We start from the raw sequence: 16,124 nt of genomic DNA, 5'->3' as shown, positions 1-16,124 counted from the left end.
AATGAACCTACCAAATATTGATCCTAGTCTTTTAGAAAAACCGACTTTAGAAAAAGTTCAGGCAAAGAACCTTAAGCATCCACCAAGAATACTGCTTTTGTATGGCTCAAATCGTGATAGATCATATAGCCGTTTAGCTGTTCAGGAAGCTGGTCGAATCCTTGAATATTTTGGTGCGGAAGTGAAAATCTTCCATCCAAAAGGGCTACCCCTCCCTGAAGATGGTGATATGCAACATCCAAAGGTTAAGGAACTCCATGAACTCTTAGCATGGTCAGAAGGCATGGTGTGGTGCTCTCCTGAGCGTCATGGCTCAATGAGTTCGATATTGAAAGCTCAAATTGATTGGATTCCATTAGCAGCGGGTGCAATCCGTGCAACGCAAGGTAAAACCTTAGCTGTAATGCAAGTTTGTGGAGGTTCGCAATCCTTTAATGCTGTAAATCAATTACGTATTTTAGGGCGTTGGATGCGTATGATCACGATACCAAATCAGTCCTCAGTCCCTAAAGCATTTCTAGAGTTTGAAGAGGATGGTCGTATGAAGCCTTCTTCTTATTACATGAGGATTGTCGATGTGATGGAAGAACTTTATAAATTTACGCTTTTAACCAGGGGACAGTCCTCATATCTCACTGACCGTTACTCTGAACGTGTAGAAAGTGCAGAAGAGCTTTCAAAGCGTGTGAATCAAAAGAGTATCTAGATTTCCTAAAATTAACATAATACACCTTATGCGAAATGATTTTTTATTAAATACAAATCAATAACTTATATCAATATAAAAAACCCAGACCTATAGATCTGGGCTTTTTTATAGATTCTTCAAGTTCCACGCTTATTTATTAAGCAATGTTTCACATTAATATTAAGTAGAACTTTATAAGACTTAGATTCCGTACTTCACACGGTACGCTTCCATTTTCGCTAAAGCATCTTTGTCGCCTTTAGCATCTAAGTAATCCATTAAATCTTTCATTGTGATAAGCGCATGCACAGGAATTTCAAGCTCTTTTTGAACTTCTTGAATCGCAGACAATTCACCCTGACCTTTTTCTTGACGGTCAAGCGCAACCAATACACCCGCTATTTGCGCGCCTGCATTTTTTAAAATGGTCACAACTTCACGAATGGCTGTACCCGCAGTGATCACATCATCAATGATCCACACTTTTTTACCTTCTACCGAAGCACCCACAAGCACACCACCCTCACCGTGATCTTTAGCTTCTTTACGGTTGAAGCCCCAAGGTACACTTACACCGTGGTTTTGTGACAATGCTACAGCCGTTGCAGCTACAAATGGAATCCCTTTATATGCAGGGCCAAATATCACTTCAACGTGTTCGCATTCAGTTAACTTTGCTGCATAGCCAGAAGCCAAGCCAGTTAAGGCTTCACCGTCATTTAACAAACCGGCGTTAAAAAAATAAGGACTCACACGACCTGATTTTAAAGTAAACTCACCAAATTTAAGCACACCACGTGATAATGCCAGTTCGATAAAAGCTTGTGGATTAAATGCCGCTTGCGCTGTCATGAGGTGCTCCATTTATTAAATTGAGGTTAAACTCGAGCATGATACCAAAGAGTAGCTATCCTAGTGATCAAAAAATTTTACGTGTCGTATCAATCAACGTAAATGGTCTTCGTTCTGCAGAAAAAAAAGGAATTTTTGACTGGATGGCAACTTCAGATGCCGATGTCATTTGCATGCAAGAATCCCGTATTACACACGAACAATGGACAGATAAATTTAAGCCAGAAGGTTGGTATACACACCTATTCCCAGCTGAGCGTCCTGGCTATGCTGGTACCGCAATCTATAGTCGTTTGCCGTTTATCTCAGTTACCGATGGTCTGGGTTTTGAATTGGCTGATTCACAAGGTCGTTTTATCTCAGCAGAATTTGATCTAGGCTTAGAGAAAACAGCTCATATTTGCTCACTCTATTTACCATCAGGTTCTTCTGGTGAAGAAGCACAAGCCCGTAAAGATCACTTTCTAAATGAATATAAGCTGATCTTAAAACAATGGCGTGATGAAGGTAAATCTGTGATTGTTTGCGGTGACTACAATATCGTACATAAACGCATTGATATTAAGAACTGGTCAGGCAATCAAAAAGCTTCAGGTTGTTTACCACATGAACGTGCATGGCTCGATCATATTTATGATGATTTAGGCTATGTCGATACCTTCCGTGAAGTGCGTAAAGAAGCAGAACTTTATTCATGGTGGTCAAACCGAGGACAAGCCCGTGCCAAGAACGTGGGTTGGCGGATTGACTATCAAGCTTGCTCACCAGATTGGAAAGATCGTACTGTGAATGCATGGGTATATAAAGAAACGTGGTTTAGCGATCATGCCCCTGTCATTATCGATTATAAAATTTAGTGTCGTGCAAACTGAGTGAACAACTGTTTACTAAATGTACGCTAATTGCTCACAAATCTTGTCGTGTTAACGTATTTTTATTCCGACTAATTCAGTGCATTATTGTCGCACGGCACAGGGACATGTCAGGATGACAATAGGGATTGGAAGCCGTAGGATGAAAAGAAAATAAATTTCGGTTTATTTTCCAAGGATGAAGACATTGGACGTTGAATTGAGACCCGCATGATCAGGATGATTTAATGCGGGTTTTCTCTATTTAAAAGATCAATACAAATTTTAACATAAGAAATTTTCCACCATTTTATTGATAACCACCATAAAGCCACACTGTAGATTTCAAACCTATTTAAAATATTCTGATCACATTTATGTTTTTGCGTAAATTTTGCTAAGCTCTAGACTGATCACAATGAATAAGACTGTTAGAGATGATTAAAGTTTACGGTATTAAAAATTGCAACTCGATGAAGAAAGCATTCGATTTACTCAATGAGTTGGGGCTTAGTTATGAGTTCCACGATTATAAGAAACAAGGTATTGATGCTGAAACAGTACAAAAATGGCTAAATGATCTTGGTGCTGAACTTGTCCTCAATAAAAAGGGAACGACTTGGCGTAAATTGTCTGATGAATATCAACAAACTGCCCTTGCATCTGAACAGGGCTTGATTGAAGCACTGACTACACATACGAGCCTTATTAAAAGACCAGTGATCACTACTGAATCAGGCTATGTAATTGGTTTTGATGAAAATGCGATAAAAGCATTAAAGAAATAGGAAATAAAAAAAGCCGAGCAACTACCCGGCTTTTTTATGAATCTTAAATTAGTTCACGCGTACCCAAGTTTGGTTACGACCAAGCGCTGATACACCGATGAAACCACGAAGTTCAAGCTTTTGACCACCGTCTTTCAATGAACCCTTCAATTTGTAAGTTTTTCCAGATTGTGGGTCTAAGATTGAACCACCATCGTAATTCGTTCCACCTACATTTTTAAGACCCTTCACAATGGTTAAACCTTTTAAAGATTTCTTGTGATAGGGACCTTCACAGTTCGTACATGAATTTTCTTGACCCGGTGTGACAACACTCTGAATGGTTGCATTCAATGTTCCGTTTGGCTGTTCAGTGAATTTTACAAAAGCTTTAGCTTTTTTAGTTTTCTCATCAATCGTATTCCACACGGTACCATTGAGTGGATCTGCAGCATTTGCAAATACTGCTGAAGCGAGTAATCCTAACGCTAGTGCAATTTTTTTCATTGTTTTTTGTTTCCCTTGCTGAATTAACTTTAATATTATTAAAAATTGATAACATTTAAGCAATTTTTGAATGTGACTATTTAGTGTACCATTGTAATGCTGTGTGCTGATAATAAACATAATTTCATTAATATGGAAAAACAATGAAGATCAATCCGGTTTTGAAACAATACATAACAGAGTCTTTTTTAAAAACGAGTCTTCGCTTTCCGAGTCGCTTTAATCTTCCCCCCACCGTACTTCGTGTTGCCTTAGAGCAGATGACGCGTGTTTTTCCACAGTCCAAAGATGTCAGTATTCGAAAACTAAGAATCGCAGGTATTCGTGCCGAAGAAATTTTGCCTCAACCTGAAACGACTCAGCTCATTTTTCACATTCATGGTGGCGCGTTCTTTTTAGGATCGTTAAATACACATCGCGCATTGATGACTGAAATGGCACTTCGGACTCAAATGCAAGTGCTACATATCGATTACCCTCTTTCACCTGAACAACGTTTCCCCGATCTCGGAGAAGCAATCTATGATGTGTACCAATTATTGGTAGAGCAAGGTGCTCAACCGAAAGATATTATTTTATCTGGCGATTCTTGTGGTGCCAATTTAGCACTTGCACTGGCTTTACGTTTAAAAGAAGAAAATCCAAAACTTCTTCCAAGTGGATTGATTTTAATGTCACCCTTTCTTGACTTAACTTTGACCAGTGAATCTCTACGCTACAATCAAAAGCATGATGCTTTATTGTCAATTGAAGCTTTAGAAGCAGGCATAAATCATTATGTTCCTAAAGGTGTAGATGTCTCAATTCCCGAAATTTCCCCAATTTTTGGAGATCTCAAAGGATTGCCACCGACATTGGTTCAGGTGGGTTCAAAAGAAATTTTGTTAGACGACTCTACGCGATTTGAAGAAAAGGCTAAAGCAGCTGGAGTAGATGTTGAGTTTAAGTTATACACCGGTATGTGGCATAACTTCCAAATGTTTAGCGCTTGGTTTGATGAAGCAAAGCAAGCTTTGACCGATATCGCAGAGTTTGCCCATCGTTTGGATAAAGACTGATTGAATCAAAACTGAAGTAAACATAAAAAAGAGTAGCGTAAGCTACTCCTTTTTTATTCATTTAGAATAAGTATGAGACACCAAATCCACCATGATAAATTCGATCGGATCCACTTAGGTCTACACCGATGCTTGCATCTAACTGCGCACGATCATTCAAGGCATAGATTAAACCAGATGCCAGTCCATACTCTCGCTCTTGGCTTTCTTTCTTGGTAAATACTGCTTCAGAATAGCCCGATAAATTACCCACGATTTTATACCTAATAGTAGGTACAGCAGTCACCGACCAGTCACTATTTTGAGCCGAATAGAACATTCCTATTCCTGTCGTTACAGTATCGTTATATTGATACTCAACAGATGAGCCCAAAGTATAAATATCATCAACATAAGTAAAACGATCATTTCCTGTTGCGATTTTAGCTTGTGCCAAAATTGCCATTTTCAGTTGATCATCTTGTAAGTCAACGTGATGCTTAATCCCAACAGAAACATCACCTAAACCATCATGGTCATCAGTTCGATTTTGGATTCGGGTCCGCTCCCACGCTGGGCCATCCCAACCCAATTGAAGCTCAGTATTCTTACTCAATCCCGTACGCAACAGGACATCAGCATTGAGTCGCAATGATTTATTTTTAAAACCATTTTCAGTACTTTCAACATACTGTGCAGTTGGAAGTCCCTGCTCCCATGCCAATTGACCTACGGGCGTAATGCCTGTGCTGAAACTCGTACCAGGTCGATCGAAGGCAAAATCTGCAGCCATCGCACTTACACTCGCGGTTGAGCAAAGTATCAAGCTCAGTTGTTTTAATTTTGTCATGGGGCACCCAAATTAATTTAATTCTTTCGTCATTTTTGCGCCACGGCTACGTAATAACTCGAGTGTCTCACGTTCTTCCGGTAAAGCCTGTGACCAATCAATGGTATCAAAATCGCAGTCGAAAAATAAATCACTAATTGAACTCAGAATGGTATTCCCCTCTTCATCTTTGGTATTAGGATCAACTTGGTGATCAAGTAAGCGTTGAACTGCTGGTACACAAGCAGCGCTCGCAGCATCCCAAAGTGGGCCGTAACATTCCTCTGCATCCCATAAATGGAAATTAGCTTTCGCTGCAATCAGTGCATCTAGAATATCAAGATGTACTTGTAATTTCTGTTGTTTTTCTTCTGTTGAAAGCGCATTTCCTTGCTCATACGCTTCACAAATTTCTTCCCACCATTGAAATAAAGTGTCTGACCACACAGAAACCGCAGGGCCTTTCTCTCCTGCGATAAAGTTTGGATCTAAACCTTCTGCTAACAGGCGCTGTACCTGTGCTAGGTCTAATTCTTCTAAGGCCTGTAAAAACACTTGTTGATGTGCTGTTAGCATTTACTTTCTCTACTATTTATCTATAACGACATTATGCCTAATAATGCAGATCATTATTCAATTAAATAAATCAAAACTGTTCATTCAAAATTTTATTCAAAAAAAAAAGCCCCGAAGGGCTTTTTGCTATTCCACATCCACTTCATCTTCTTTCAGTTGGATGGGCGCTCCACGAGGGTTCTCTTTTTTCTCGAATACATGTTCAAGACTACGCTTTAATCGGTCAATCGCACCATGAATCGCTGTGTCGATATTATGACCTCTGTGATTGACCACAACTGGTTTTAGTCCAGCTGGGCGAGCTTCGATCATACATTGAATATCGTCTGCACCGCCTTTATGGGCATTTTCATCACTTAAATGAACCGAAAAATGGGTAATTCTTTCACTATGGCGTTGAAACTCTGTATTTAGTTCTGCACGTACATAATCAATTAATCGCTCACTGTTTTGAATATTCTTATCTGTACGGATTTCTATGTTCATAAATATCATCCTCACTCTTCTTCTGAATCATTTTTGTGCAAAACTTTTTATCTTGGCACGTTTGTAGCTTGCAATCTAATTGCATCGAACATCTTCAATTGCTGTTTGGAATACGTCCCTCCACATTGAATGATGAACACTTTTTGAGTCTGCAGAACCGTGTCCTTATACTTTGAATATCGGGCCTAACTCAAAAATATGCAAGTGGTATTTTAAAAAATTAATAAAAGGATTACTCATTGTGACAAGTACTTACTTACGCGGACAGGCGCTTATTGATTCGATTCAAAATGCACCTTATTCCAGAGACTTGAGAGGTTATGGGGCGAATCCACCTCATCCTCATTGGCCTAATCAAGCGCGTATCGCAGTGCAATTTGTCTTAAATTATGAAGAAGGTGGTGAAAACCACATTGAGCACGGTGATCAAGGTTCAGAGCAATTTTTATCTGAAATCGTTGGTGCTGCCAGTTTTAATGCTAAGCATATGTCAATGGATTCTATGTATGAGTATGGGTCAAGAGTCGGTTTTTGGCGTATTCATAATGAGTTCAAGAAACGTCAATTACCCATGACTATTTTTGGTGTGGGAATGGCTTTGGCACGTCATCCAGATGTGGTCGAAGCAATTAAATCTGCGGATTACGATGTGGTATCTCATGGTCAACGTTGGTTGCATTATCAGAATATGGATATTGAGACCGAAAGGCAGCATATGGATCAAGCCATTAGTGTACTTGAAACGCTATTCGGACAAGCCCCAATCGGTTGGTACACAGGTCGAGATAGTCCTAACACACGTCAACTTTTAACTGAATTTCCTCAAATCAAATACGACTGCGATTATTACGGCGATGATTTACCTTTTTGGACACAGCTCACCCATCCCAATGGCGAGCAGCATCCGCATTTAATTATTCCTTATACTCTGGACACCAACGACATGAAGTTTAGTTCAGCAGGTGGCTTCAATCATGGTGAACAATTTTATCAATATCTAAAGGATGCCTTTGATGTCTTGTATGCCGAAGGGGAAACTGCACCAAAAATGATGTCTATTGGGATGCACTGCCGTCTTTTAGGACGCCCAGGACGCTTCAAGGCACTACAACAGTTCTTAGACTATGTTCAATCTCATGAACATGTTTGGATTTGTCGTCGTGGAGATATTGCGCAACATTGGATCGATCATTTCGCACCATAATTTCACATTCATGAGAAAAAGAGTGCTTTATAAAGTGCTCTTTTGATCTTTTTCAGTCACTTTTTCCACCAAATCTACGTTGGCATTGTTATTGCAATTTAAGCCTAAAGTTTCAATGTATAGGTTTGAATTGTGTTGCTTTCAGAATTTAATCAAACATCTGTTGAACATCAGAAAGCATTTTTATTGCAATGTGTTCATATCCCACGATGGGGCGAGGAAATCATTCATCACGGTCCTTTTGACACACGAGAAGGACTATTAAAGTATGCTGAACAACATGCCATTACATGGACATGGGATGAAATTTTAGCAGCCCTAAATACACACCCAAGGATTGGCGAAAGAAAAGCAAAACTTGAATTATCAGAACAAGAACAAACTTTTTCAAGGCGTGAACAAGCACGCATCACACATGATCAAGAAGTTCTAGATGCGTTATATAAAGGCAACTTGGCCTATGAAAAAAAATTCGGTTTTATTTTTCTGATTAAAGCTTCTGGTTTGAATAGTGAAGAGATTCTGACTGCATTGGAATACCGCTTACTAAACGATTTTGAGACCGAAAAAAGAATCGTCCATCGCCAACTTTTAGAAATTGCTTTATTGCGCCTCTCACAGGAAATTCAAGCATGATCAGCTCACATATTTTAGATACCCACCTTGGACGTCCTGCAAGTAATGTTGAAGTTAAGCTTTTTTCTGCGTCTGGAGAGTTATTAGCGATAGCCAAAACCAATTCTGATGGACGTGTGACAGCAGCAGATTTTGGACTCGATCAAATTGATGTCGCTGAATACAGCATCGAATTTATGACGCAAGCATATTTCTCAGCGCAGAACATCCCAACTTTTTTTCCAAAAGCCGTCATTCATTTTTCAGTAAACGACGCTCACCAACATTACCACATTCCCTTGCTGATTAGCCCTTATGCCTACTCCACCTATCGTGGCAGCTGAGCACTCGCAAATTTAAAATATAGAGGGATTTATTATGACTGCACACGAACAACAACAATCACCCGAACATGAATATCTTGGTACTGGTAAAAGTGCTGCTTATGGCTTACAACATGTTTTAACCATGTATGGTGGTATTATAGCGCCTCCTCTGATCGTTGGTACGGCTGCAGGCTTATCAGGTATGGAAATTGGGCTACTCATCGCTGCTGCTTTATTTGTCGGTGGCTTAGCGACAATTTTACAAACCATAGGCGTTAAACATATTGGTGCACAATTGCCCTTGGTTCAGGGTGTCTCTTTTGCTGGTGTAGCCACAATGGTCGCAATTGTCACCACAGGTGGCGGATTACAGGCAGTCTATGGTGCCGTCATTGTGGCATCACTTTTAGGGTTTTTCTTAGCGCCCTACTTCTCTAAAATTATTCGATTTTTTCCCCCAGTTGTTACAGGCTGTGTAATTACAATCATAGGCTTATCACTCCTGCCAGTTGCTGTGCGTTGGATGATGGGCGGCAATAAAAGTGCACCTGATTGGGGAAGTGCTGAAAATATTTGTTTAGCGTTAGCGACGCTTGCAATCGTCATAATATTGAATATGGCTGGCAGTGCCACAATTCGACGCCTTTCAATTTTACTGGCAATTATTCTTGGCACTGTCTTAGCATTTATGTTTGGCTTTGGTGATTTTAGCAAAGTTGGGGAAGGTCATTGGTTGCAGGTTCCTAGCTTCTTTGCATTTGGTATGCCGACCTTTGAGTTTACAGCAATACTTTCCATGATCATTGTTACCCTCGTGATTATGACTGAGACTACAGCTGATATTATTGCAGTCGGTGAAATTATCGGTACGGATGTAGATTCAAAACGTATTTCAGATGGTCTACGCGCAGATATGTTATCAAGTGCAGCAGCACCGATCTTTGGTTCATTTATGCAAAGTGCGTTTGCGCAAAACGTTGGTTTAGTTGCAATAACAGGGATTAAAAGTCGCTATGTTGTCGCTGCTGGCGGGATAATTCTGGTCGTACTTGGATTACTCCCAGTGATGGGGCGTTTTATTGCAGCGATTCCTGTGCCTGTACTTGGGGGGGCTGGCCTTGTTTTATTTGGTACAGTAGCCGCGAGTGGTATCCGTACACTGGCAAAAATTGATTATAACGATCAGAAAAACTTAATTATTGTCGCGACTTCCATTGCTGCAGGAATGGTACCCATTATTGACCATTCATTCTATTCCGACTTCCCAAAATGGGTCCAAACCTTGTTCCATTCGGGTATTAGCTCAACCTGCTTAATGGCGATAATCCTCAATATATTATTTAATCACTTAAAATTATTTGGACCGAAAATTAGTATTAAAAGTAAACAAATAATTGATTCTCATCATTAATTTAAACCATCTTTGTATCAATGCCTGCATACGTGGGCATTAATTTTTCCTTTCATCCAATTTTGGCTTTATTTTTGCAAAAGAATCGTTATTCTGTTACCGCTTTCTCTGGGGATTCTTTTATGAAACTTAATCAAATCGCAGCACTTTGCGCATTAGCTTCTACAGCAGCGTTTACTCAAGCAAGTCCAATTGTTTGGCAAGATTTCAGCCTAACTGGTCTTTATGGCGATAACTACCTAAACCCTTTCTCTCAACAAGAAGGTGAACGCTATACCATCACTGCTGAATATGCTGCAAAGCTTAAGTACTCGGATGTTTTCTTTTTCGTCGATCAACAATGGGGCGGAAAAGATGGCGATTCAACTTACCTTGAATTAGCTCCACGATTAAGTTTAAGTGAAGTTTCTGGCCAAAAACTAAGCGCTGGTCCAATCAAAGATGTATTGATTGCAACGACTTGGGAACACAACGCTGGTTATAACAACAATACTGAGTTCAATAACTTCTTGTATGGCGTAGGCTTTGCTTTAGATATTCCTTACACGCAATATGCAAATATTAACTTCTATCGAGTTGACAATGACTTGACTGAAGATGACTACCAAATGACGATCACTTACGCTGTTCCATTCAAGCTAGGCAATGAAGAATTCTTGGCAGATGCATTCCTTGATTGGTCTACAAATGAAGGTCCTGGTCATGCGAGTGAATTGAACTGGACAAGCCAATATAAATGGAATGTTGGTAAACATATCTCTCCAAAAACCAAATTGTATGTAGGTGTTGAACACTCTGTTTGGAACAATAAATTCGGTCAAAAAGGTCAAGACCAAAACGATGTAAGCGCATTGGTTAAATATCATTTCTAATTGATATTTATAATAAAAAAGCAAGACTAGTGTCTTGCTTTTTTTATGCTCAATAATCAAAATAAAGTTATAAATACTGACGATTAGAATAAAAAATGTCTTTTAAAATTCGTTTCGCAACTGAACAGGATTTAACTCAAATCCAAGATATTTACAACGATGAAATTCTGAATGGTTTTGCAACATGGAATGAGCAAGATCAAGACATTTATTATTATCAGAATTGGTATCGTCAGCATCTAATAGATCATTTCCCTATTTTTGTGGTTGAAAACGAACTCACCCAACAAATTGCAGGTTATGCTGAATACAGTACATTTAGAGCGATCAGTGGTTTTAGACAAACTGTCGAACACTCTGTGTATATTCATCCCAATTTTACACGTTTGGGTTTAGGCAAAGCTTTACTCCAACATTTAATTCAATACGCAAGCCAACATAAAATTCATGTCATGATCGCTGCTATAGATCATGAAAATTTTGCATCCATCAAATTACATGAATACTTTGGATTTAAACAAACAGGCTATTTACCTGAAGTCGGACAAAAATTTGGATCTTGGCGCAATCTCGTCTTATTCCAACTGAATCTAAATACTTAAAAAGGGCATTTAGCCCTTTTAGTTAAAATTTTTTAATCCAAAGGATTTCCAACAATATTACTGATAATACCTTTCATAATATGAGGTCCTTGTTCTTTTCTTAAGTCCTCATACCATTCACGAGTAATCGATTCGTCTTTCATATGCGTCACATCACAACGTTTACGCGCTCTCAATACCATTTCAGCAGTGCGTTCATTACGTTTGTTTTGATAACGTCTTAAAGCATCCTGAATTCCCAGTGTATTAATCTGTAATGCCCGAGCCAAATAAATGGCATCTTCCATCGCTTGGCAACCGCCCTGCCCAATATCAGGTGTTGTACTATGTGCTGCATCGCCAACAATCACAACTCGCCCTTTATAGAAATCTGCAAATGGTTCTATATCATGGATTTCAACACGATTGGTTCGCTGTTCATCAATAGCATCAATCAAAGTTTGTACTTGCGGACACCAACCGTCAAAATATTGTTTCAATAATTTTTTATATTGATTACGATTATTTTCCAAACCTAATTCAAGTGGTACATCAAAGAAGAAATAAAAACGATTACCTGCGACTGGCATTAAAGAAGCTCGCTTCCCTTCTCCCACAAAGGTGGTCCACTGATCAGCAGGTGCCAGCGACTCAGAAATTTCGACCAACCCATTCCAATTCACATAACCGGCATAACGACGCTCAACTTGCTCACCTAAAACATAGGCACGCGTGATCGAATGAGTGCCATCCGCGCCGACCAATAAATCCGTGGTTATTTGTGTTCCGTCAGCAAAATGGATTTTGACGTCATCACCTTGATCCTCAAGTCCGATCATTTTTTTTGCAAGATGAATATCTTCACGTCCAAACTCATCCATTAACATATTTTGTAATTCAGCGCGAGAAACTGGATAAGGTCGCTGCCCGACTTCTTCAATCAATGGATATAAACTAAATTGCGTCATGACATCACCCGTGAGCCCATCGACATAAGCAAGGTGATCCATTTTCCCACCAAGTTGAGCGACTTGATCCGTGAGTCCTAGATAGTTCAAACATTTCACACCATTTGACCACAATGAAATCGCAGCACCCACGGGTAAAATTTTTTCAGTTTGTTCATATATTGAAACTTGATGACCAAATTTTTTCAGCGCAATTCCGGTCGTTAATCCTGCCATTCCGGCACCAATAATGGTGATATTCATTTTTACTTCCACAATTTTTTTTGCTTTAACCCACTGCTTAAAGCGAAAAACGTGCCATTTCCACCAATATAGCGCTACATAAGTGCAAGGTTGGCACATGCTGTGCATTCTTTTTAAAGCCCTTAAGCAGATGCGACATAACAACGCATTATGATTCTAAGAATGCATTCTTTTGATAAGAATCAAGTTTTAAAGTAATAATGGAAGATGACATGGCAACACTATTGGCACCGGAATTTGAAATCCCTACTCATTTACAGCAACTTACTAACCTTGCAGATGCCCGAATTGGTGCAAAAGTCACAACATGTTCTGATGATTTTTTTGCTGAAGCTCAACGTATGCTTCAGTTTGATGCGCCTATCTTTGTAGAAGGTAAATTTGATGATCATGGCAAGTGGATGGATGGATGGGAAACCCGTCGTAAGCGTCACAGTGGTTATGATTGGGCGATTGTTCAGTTAGGTGTTGCAGGTAAAATTAAAGCACTCGATATTGATACTACTTTTTTTAGTGGTAATTATCCCGCTTCTGCTTCAGTAGAAGGGTGTTATGCACCAAATGAAAACTTGGATGATGCTGAATGGCACCAAATTTTACCAAATAGTATATTGGGACCAAGTCAGCACCATGTCTTTGAAGTTTCAATGAATCAGATCTTTACCCATCTTCGTTTAAATATTTTTCCAGATGGGGGTATCGCACGATTCCGCGTATATGGTGAAGTCAGCGTTAAAATCCAAGATCAAAGCCAAACCCTCGACCTGCTTGCACTTGAAAATGGTGGACGTGTTATTGCCTATAGTGATGCACACTTCGGACATCCACGTAATCTGATCAATCCAGGACGTGGGGTTAATATGGGTGATGGTTGGGAAACCGCACGCCGTCGTGCACCCGGTTTCGACTGGTGTATTTTAGCTTTAGGGCAAGCTGGTCACATTGAAAAGATCGAGATTGATACAGCCCACTTTAAAGGAAATTATCCTGCTGAAGTGTCCATTCAAGCCATTTATATAGAAGATGCAACGGATCCTCAATTGATTCCACAAAGTATGTATTGGCCTTTTTTACTCGCACCTCAACCGATGCAAATGGATCACATTCATAACTTTGTAAATGAAGTGTTGGGACATGAAAAAATTTCTCATATTCGGGTGAATATGATTCCTGATGGAGGGATTAGCCGTATACGCCTCTGGGGTAAAGTGAATCCTTAGTTGAGCATTTGTTACTTTTAAAGCGATCTTATTTTGACTGCATTTTCGACTCAATTCTAAATTGAAAATGCAGTATCTTTTTAGCGAATTTTTATGAAGCATACCATTACCCTACAACCTTTAACCTCCGAAAATTTTGCACCTTTTGGTGACGTCATTGCTTGCCAAGGAAATGATTATTTTCATATTAACGATGCGCATACAGAGCGCTATCATGCTTTAGTGACCACTGAAATTATTGGCGATGCCAAAGCCGGGATTAGTATTTTTCGAAATATTCAAAGTACCAATATTCCGTTCAAAATTTCAATGCTTGAACGTCATCCTCATGGATCACAAGCTTTCATCCCGATGCAGGGACAAAAGTTTTTAGTAGTGGTTGCACCAAACTTAAATGCGGATCAGCCCGATATTTCAAACCTACAAGCTTTTATAACCAATGGCTCTCAAGGTGTGAACTATCGGGCGGGGACTTGGCATCATCCACTTTTAACATTGGAAAGCCCGAGTGATTTTGCGGTGGTGGATCGGATTGGTGCTGGGAATAATTGTGATGTGTTTCAGTTTGATCAAATTGAAATATCACATTGAATCTGGTGCTTATGCATCTCAGTTATGCAGATCATGAGACCATCTAATTTTATGTCCATCTTTGACTATTATTTTACAACCAGGTAATCATTGTCATTCACCGATGTCGCATATTCTTCCATTCTTGAAATTAGTCCATTTTCAATGGTGTACTCTTGTACCCATTTTTGCTCAAATTCACCATCTTGACCATCAATCGTAAATTTTTCGCGTCCAAAAACCACCACTTTGTTACCTTCTTTGACCATACGTAAAATATCAAAGTATGCGACATGCATGGTTGTGAAATTGGTATTGAAGAACTGTTCTACACCCGTTTTTCCTTCAAATCGAATTGAAGGCAGTTTTTGTGAGCCATGGTGAATCCATACCGTATCCTCAGTTACTGTTGCAACAGCAGCCTGTAAATCTTGAGACCTAAATGCCTCAAACATTTGGTCTATGATTTGAAGTGAATTGATCATACTCATTTTATTTACTCTTTTTATCTTAGGATAAAAAGAGGTTAATGAAGGGATAGTGAAAGATCACTATCAGCTGGTATAGCGATTTAAAGATTTTGCTAGAAACGATGAGTTCTATACGACTGCTTGATTTTGACAAGCTGACATCACATGTAACACCGCAGCAGTTCTCGTTTCCACAAACAGCTTCTCAAAAACGTGCTCTAAATGTTTATTGACGGTGCGTGGACTCAACTCCAAAATTTCTGCAATATCTCGGTTGGTTTTGCCAAGCGTTACCCAATGCATAACTTCAGCTTCACGTGGTGTTAAATTCGGACAAGCTTGAGCGATCTCTTCAACACTTGGCATGTGTGTTTGCTCTTTGATCTGAACCAAAACATGTTTAGGTAATTGTCCTTCTTTCAGCTTGGTCAATAAATTTAATTGTAATTGCTGATGCCCATGACCATATTGACCATGTAACATTTCTTCTTGATACGATTGCTGGAAAAGTGCTTTTAACCAATGATTTATACTCTTTCTAAAATGAGTAATATCAATTCCATGTTGCGTTAATAAACCTTGCACTACAGGTGTCTGCCAAATAATTTCCCCATCCATATTCATCGACAAAATTGCACTGCCTGTTGCATCGAGCATTTGTTTCTGTTGGTGCATTAAACGGGCTTGCAGTAAATGCGTTTTGACACGTGCTTGTACTTCATCGATATTCAGTGGCTTTGTCACATAATCTACGCCCCCGACTTGAAAGCCTTTTACAATATGTTCGGTTTCCGTCAAACCCGTCATAAATATGACAGGGATGTGCTCAGTCATTGGACTCGCTTTAAGCTGGATACAGGTTTCAAAACCATCAATCTCAGGCATACTCCCATCCAATAAAATCATATCTGGCTGTGAACGGTGCGCAATTTCAATAGCAGTAAAACCATTGGTAGCAACTAAGACCTGATAGCCTGCTTGATCAAGACTCTCATGTAATAAACTTAGATTTTCAGGAATATCATCCACAATTAAAATGCTTTCTAACATA

The 16,124-nt window shown here is 39.4% G+C and carries 20 protein-coding genes; 12 read left to right on the top strand and 8 right to left on the bottom strand.

The window, feature by feature from the left end:
- Window position 1: 1 nt before the first annotated feature.
- A complete protein-coding gene (gene arsH / locus AC1M9A_RS04395; protein ID WP_481586963.1) occupies window positions 2–706 on the top strand; it encodes an arsenical resistance protein ArsH in 705 nt (234 codons plus the stop codon).
- 183 nt (window positions 707–889) lie between these two features.
- On the opposite strand, the gene pyrE is transcribed toward arsH, so the two are convergent.
- Complete coding sequence (gene pyrE / locus AC1M9A_RS04390; protein WP_481586886.1) at window positions 890–1,540, bottom strand: orotate phosphoribosyltransferase; 651 nt, start codon at window positions 1,538–1,540, stop codon at window positions 890–892.
- 38 nt (window positions 1,541–1,578) lie between these two features.
- On the opposite strand from pyrE, the gene AC1M9A_RS04385 reads away from it, so the two are divergent.
- Complete coding sequence (locus AC1M9A_RS04385) at window positions 1,579–2,397, top strand: exodeoxyribonuclease III (RefSeq protein ID WP_481588791.1); 819 nt, start codon at window positions 1,579–1,581, stop codon at window positions 2,395–2,397.
- Between the two features lie 431 nt (window positions 2,398–2,828).
- Window positions 2,829–3,179: a Spx/MgsR family RNA polymerase-binding regulatory protein gene (locus tag AC1M9A_RS04380; RefSeq protein WP_481609720.1), complete on the top strand. Its 351-nt coding sequence runs from the start codon at window positions 2,829–2,831 to the stop codon at window positions 3,177–3,179.
- A 48-nt stretch (window positions 3,180–3,227) separates the two neighbouring features.
- Here the strand turns inward: AC1M9A_RS04380 and AC1M9A_RS04375 are convergent, their stop codons facing one another.
- Window positions 3,228–3,665, bottom strand: a complete 438-nt coding sequence (locus AC1M9A_RS04375) for a DUF2147 domain-containing protein (RefSeq protein ID WP_035264927.1) — start codon at window positions 3,663–3,665, stop codon at window positions 3,228–3,230.
- A gap of 143 nt (window positions 3,666–3,808) precedes the next feature.
- Between AC1M9A_RS04375 and AC1M9A_RS04370 the strand changes: the two genes are divergently transcribed.
- On the top strand, window positions 3,809–4,723 hold the full coding sequence (locus AC1M9A_RS04370; RefSeq protein ID WP_035264694.1) for an alpha/beta hydrolase: 915 nt from the start codon (window positions 3,809–3,811) through the stop codon (window positions 4,721–4,723).
- 61 nt (window positions 4,724–4,784) lie between these two features.
- Here AC1M9A_RS04370 and AC1M9A_RS04365 read toward each other — a convergent pair whose 3' ends face one another.
- The 3 genes from AC1M9A_RS04365 to AC1M9A_RS04355 all read right to left on the bottom strand — a co-directional run bounded on the left by AC1M9A_RS04365 (window position 4,785) and on the right by AC1M9A_RS04355 (window position 6,593).
- On the bottom strand, window positions 4,785–5,552 hold the full coding sequence (locus tag AC1M9A_RS04365; protein WP_481609719.1) for a transporter: 768 nt from the start codon (window positions 5,550–5,552) through the stop codon (window positions 4,785–4,787).
- Window positions 5,553–5,564: 12 nt separating this feature from the next.
- On the bottom strand, window positions 5,565–6,107 hold the full coding sequence (locus tag AC1M9A_RS04360; protein WP_035264700.1) for an ankyrin repeat domain-containing protein: 543 nt from the start codon (window positions 6,105–6,107) through the stop codon (window positions 5,565–5,567).
- Between the two features lie 126 nt (window positions 6,108–6,233).
- Window positions 6,234–6,593 (bottom strand): HPF/RaiA family ribosome-associated protein, encoded by a 360-nt coding sequence (locus AC1M9A_RS04355; protein WP_035264715.1) that lies wholly within the window; start codon window positions 6,591–6,593, stop codon window positions 6,234–6,236.
- A 241-nt stretch (window positions 6,594–6,834) separates the two neighbouring features.
- On the opposite strand from AC1M9A_RS04355, the gene puuE reads away from it, so the two are divergent.
- From puuE to AC1M9A_RS04325, 6 genes are all read left to right on the top strand, one after another.
- On the top strand, window positions 6,835–7,797 hold the full coding sequence (gene puuE, locus AC1M9A_RS04350) for an allantoinase PuuE (protein ID WP_481588788.1): 963 nt from the start codon (window positions 6,835–6,837) through the stop codon (window positions 7,795–7,797).
- 132 nt (window positions 7,798–7,929) lie between these two features.
- Window positions 7,930–8,433 carry a 2-oxo-4-hydroxy-4-carboxy-5-ureidoimidazoline decarboxylase gene (gene uraD, locus AC1M9A_RS04345; protein ID WP_481591960.1) on the top strand — a complete coding sequence of 168 codons (504 nt, stop codon included), beginning with the start codon at window positions 7,930–7,932 and terminating at the stop codon, window positions 8,431–8,433.
- Entirely contained in the window at window positions 8,430–8,756 is a 327-nt protein-coding gene (gene uraH / locus AC1M9A_RS04340; RefSeq protein WP_035264724.1) for a hydroxyisourate hydrolase, read from the top strand. Before uraD ends, uraH begins: the two co-directional genes overlap by 4 nt.
- Window positions 8,757–8,790: 34 nt before the next feature.
- Complete coding sequence (locus AC1M9A_RS04335; RefSeq protein WP_481591961.1) at window positions 8,791–10,149, top strand: nucleobase:cation symporter-2 family protein; 1,359 nt, start codon at window positions 8,791–8,793, stop codon at window positions 10,147–10,149.
- A 122-nt stretch (window positions 10,150–10,271) separates the two neighbouring features.
- Window positions 10,272–11,021, top strand: coding sequence for an outer membrane protein OmpK (locus tag AC1M9A_RS04330; RefSeq protein ID WP_035264928.1), 750 nt, complete (start codon window positions 10,272–10,274; stop codon window positions 11,019–11,021).
- Between the two features lie 95 nt (window positions 11,022–11,116).
- Entirely contained in the window at window positions 11,117–11,623 is a 507-nt protein-coding gene (locus tag AC1M9A_RS04325; RefSeq protein WP_092766530.1) for a GNAT family N-acetyltransferase, read from the top strand.
- A 32-nt stretch (window positions 11,624–11,655) separates the two neighbouring features.
- Here the strand turns inward: AC1M9A_RS04325 and hpxO are convergent, their stop codons facing one another.
- Window positions 11,656–12,813, bottom strand: coding sequence for an FAD-dependent urate hydroxylase HpxO (gene hpxO, locus AC1M9A_RS04320; protein WP_481586895.1), 1,158 nt, complete (start codon window positions 12,811–12,813; stop codon window positions 11,656–11,658).
- Window positions 12,814–13,025: 212 nt separating this feature from the next.
- Here hpxO and alc point away from each other — a divergent pair, with 212 nt between their 5' ends.
- Both alc and AC1M9A_RS04310 read left to right on the top strand, forming a co-directional pair.
- Entirely contained in the window at window positions 13,026–14,033 is a 1,008-nt protein-coding gene (gene alc / locus AC1M9A_RS04315; protein ID WP_481609718.1) for an allantoicase, read from the top strand.
- 93 nt (window positions 14,034–14,126) lie between these two features.
- Window positions 14,127–14,624, top strand: a complete 498-nt coding sequence (locus AC1M9A_RS04310; RefSeq protein ID WP_481609717.1) for an ureidoglycolate lyase — start codon at window positions 14,127–14,129, stop codon at window positions 14,622–14,624.
- Window positions 14,625–14,692: 68 nt separating this feature from the next.
- On the opposite strand, the gene AC1M9A_RS04305 is transcribed toward AC1M9A_RS04310, so the two are convergent.
- A complete protein-coding gene (locus tag AC1M9A_RS04305) occupies window positions 14,693–15,094 on the bottom strand; it encodes a nuclear transport factor 2 family protein (RefSeq protein ID WP_218945362.1) in 402 nt (133 codons plus the stop codon).
- Between the two features lie 108 nt (window positions 15,095–15,202).
- The gene (locus AC1M9A_RS04300; RefSeq protein ID WP_180028395.1) at window positions 15,203–16,123 is read right to left on the bottom strand and encodes a response regulator transcription factor; all 921 of its coding nucleotides are present in this window, start codon (window positions 16,121–16,123) and stop codon (window positions 15,203–15,205) included.
- Window position 16,124 lies beyond the last annotated feature (1 nt).

The organism is Acinetobacter sp. ANC_7634 (genome assembly GCF_056779875.1).
Note: the sequence above shows the minus strand (reverse complement) of the source record. Positions and strands in the feature narration are given on the sequence as shown.

Coding starts and splice junctions, on each gene's coding strand:
- pyrE (WP_481586886.1), bottom strand. CDS start 1,540: ATGACAGCGCAAGCGGCATTTAATCCACAAGCTTTTATCGAACTGGCA.
- arsH (WP_481586963.1), top strand. CDS start 2: ATGAACCTACCAAATATTGATCCTAGTCTTTTAGAAAAACCGACTTTA.
- AC1M9A_RS04360 (WP_035264700.1), bottom strand. CDS start 6,107: ATGCTAACAGCACATCAACAAGTGTTTTTACAGGCCTTAGAAGAATTA.
- AC1M9A_RS04330 (WP_035264928.1), top strand. CDS start 10,272: ATGAAACTTAATCAAATCGCAGCACTTTGCGCATTAGCTTCTACAGCA.
- AC1M9A_RS04325 (WP_092766530.1), top strand. CDS start 11,117: ATGTCTTTTAAAATTCGTTTCGCAACTGAACAGGATTTAACTCAAATC.
- AC1M9A_RS04300 (WP_180028395.1), bottom strand. CDS start 16,123: ATGTTAGAAAGCATTTTAATTGTGGATGATATTCCTGAAAATCTAAGT.
- AC1M9A_RS04305 (WP_218945362.1), bottom strand. CDS start 15,094: ATGAGTATGATCAATTCACTTCAAATCATAGACCAAATGTTTGAGGCA.
- alc (WP_481609718.1), top strand. CDS start 13,026: ATGGCAACACTATTGGCACCGGAATTTGAAATCCCTACTCATTTACAG.
- uraH (WP_035264724.1), top strand. CDS start 8,430: ATGATCAGCTCACATATTTTAGATACCCACCTTGGACGTCCTGCAAGT.
- AC1M9A_RS04370 (WP_035264694.1), top strand. CDS start 3,809: ATGAAGATCAATCCGGTTTTGAAACAATACATAACAGAGTCTTTTTTA.
- AC1M9A_RS04335 (WP_481591961.1), top strand. CDS start 8,791: ATGACTGCACACGAACAACAACAATCACCCGAACATGAATATCTTGGT.
- AC1M9A_RS04385 (WP_481588791.1), top strand. CDS start 1,579: ATGATACCAAAGAGTAGCTATCCTAGTGATCAAAAAATTTTACGTGTC.
- AC1M9A_RS04355 (WP_035264715.1), bottom strand. CDS start 6,593: ATGAACATAGAAATCCGTACAGATAAGAATATTCAAAACAGTGAGCGA.
- AC1M9A_RS04375 (WP_035264927.1), bottom strand. CDS start 3,665: ATGAAAAAAATTGCACTAGCGTTAGGATTACTCGCTTCAGCAGTATTT.
- AC1M9A_RS04380 (WP_481609720.1), top strand. CDS start 2,829: ATGATTAAAGTTTACGGTATTAAAAATTGCAACTCGATGAAGAAAGCA.
- hpxO (WP_481586895.1), bottom strand. CDS start 12,813: ATGAATATCACCATTATTGGTGCCGGAATGGCAGGATTAACGACCGGA.
- AC1M9A_RS04365 (WP_481609719.1), bottom strand. CDS start 5,552: ATGACAAAATTAAAACAACTGAGCTTGATACTTTGCTCAACCGCGAGT.
- AC1M9A_RS04310 (WP_481609717.1), top strand. CDS start 14,127: ATGAAGCATACCATTACCCTACAACCTTTAACCTCCGAAAATTTTGCA.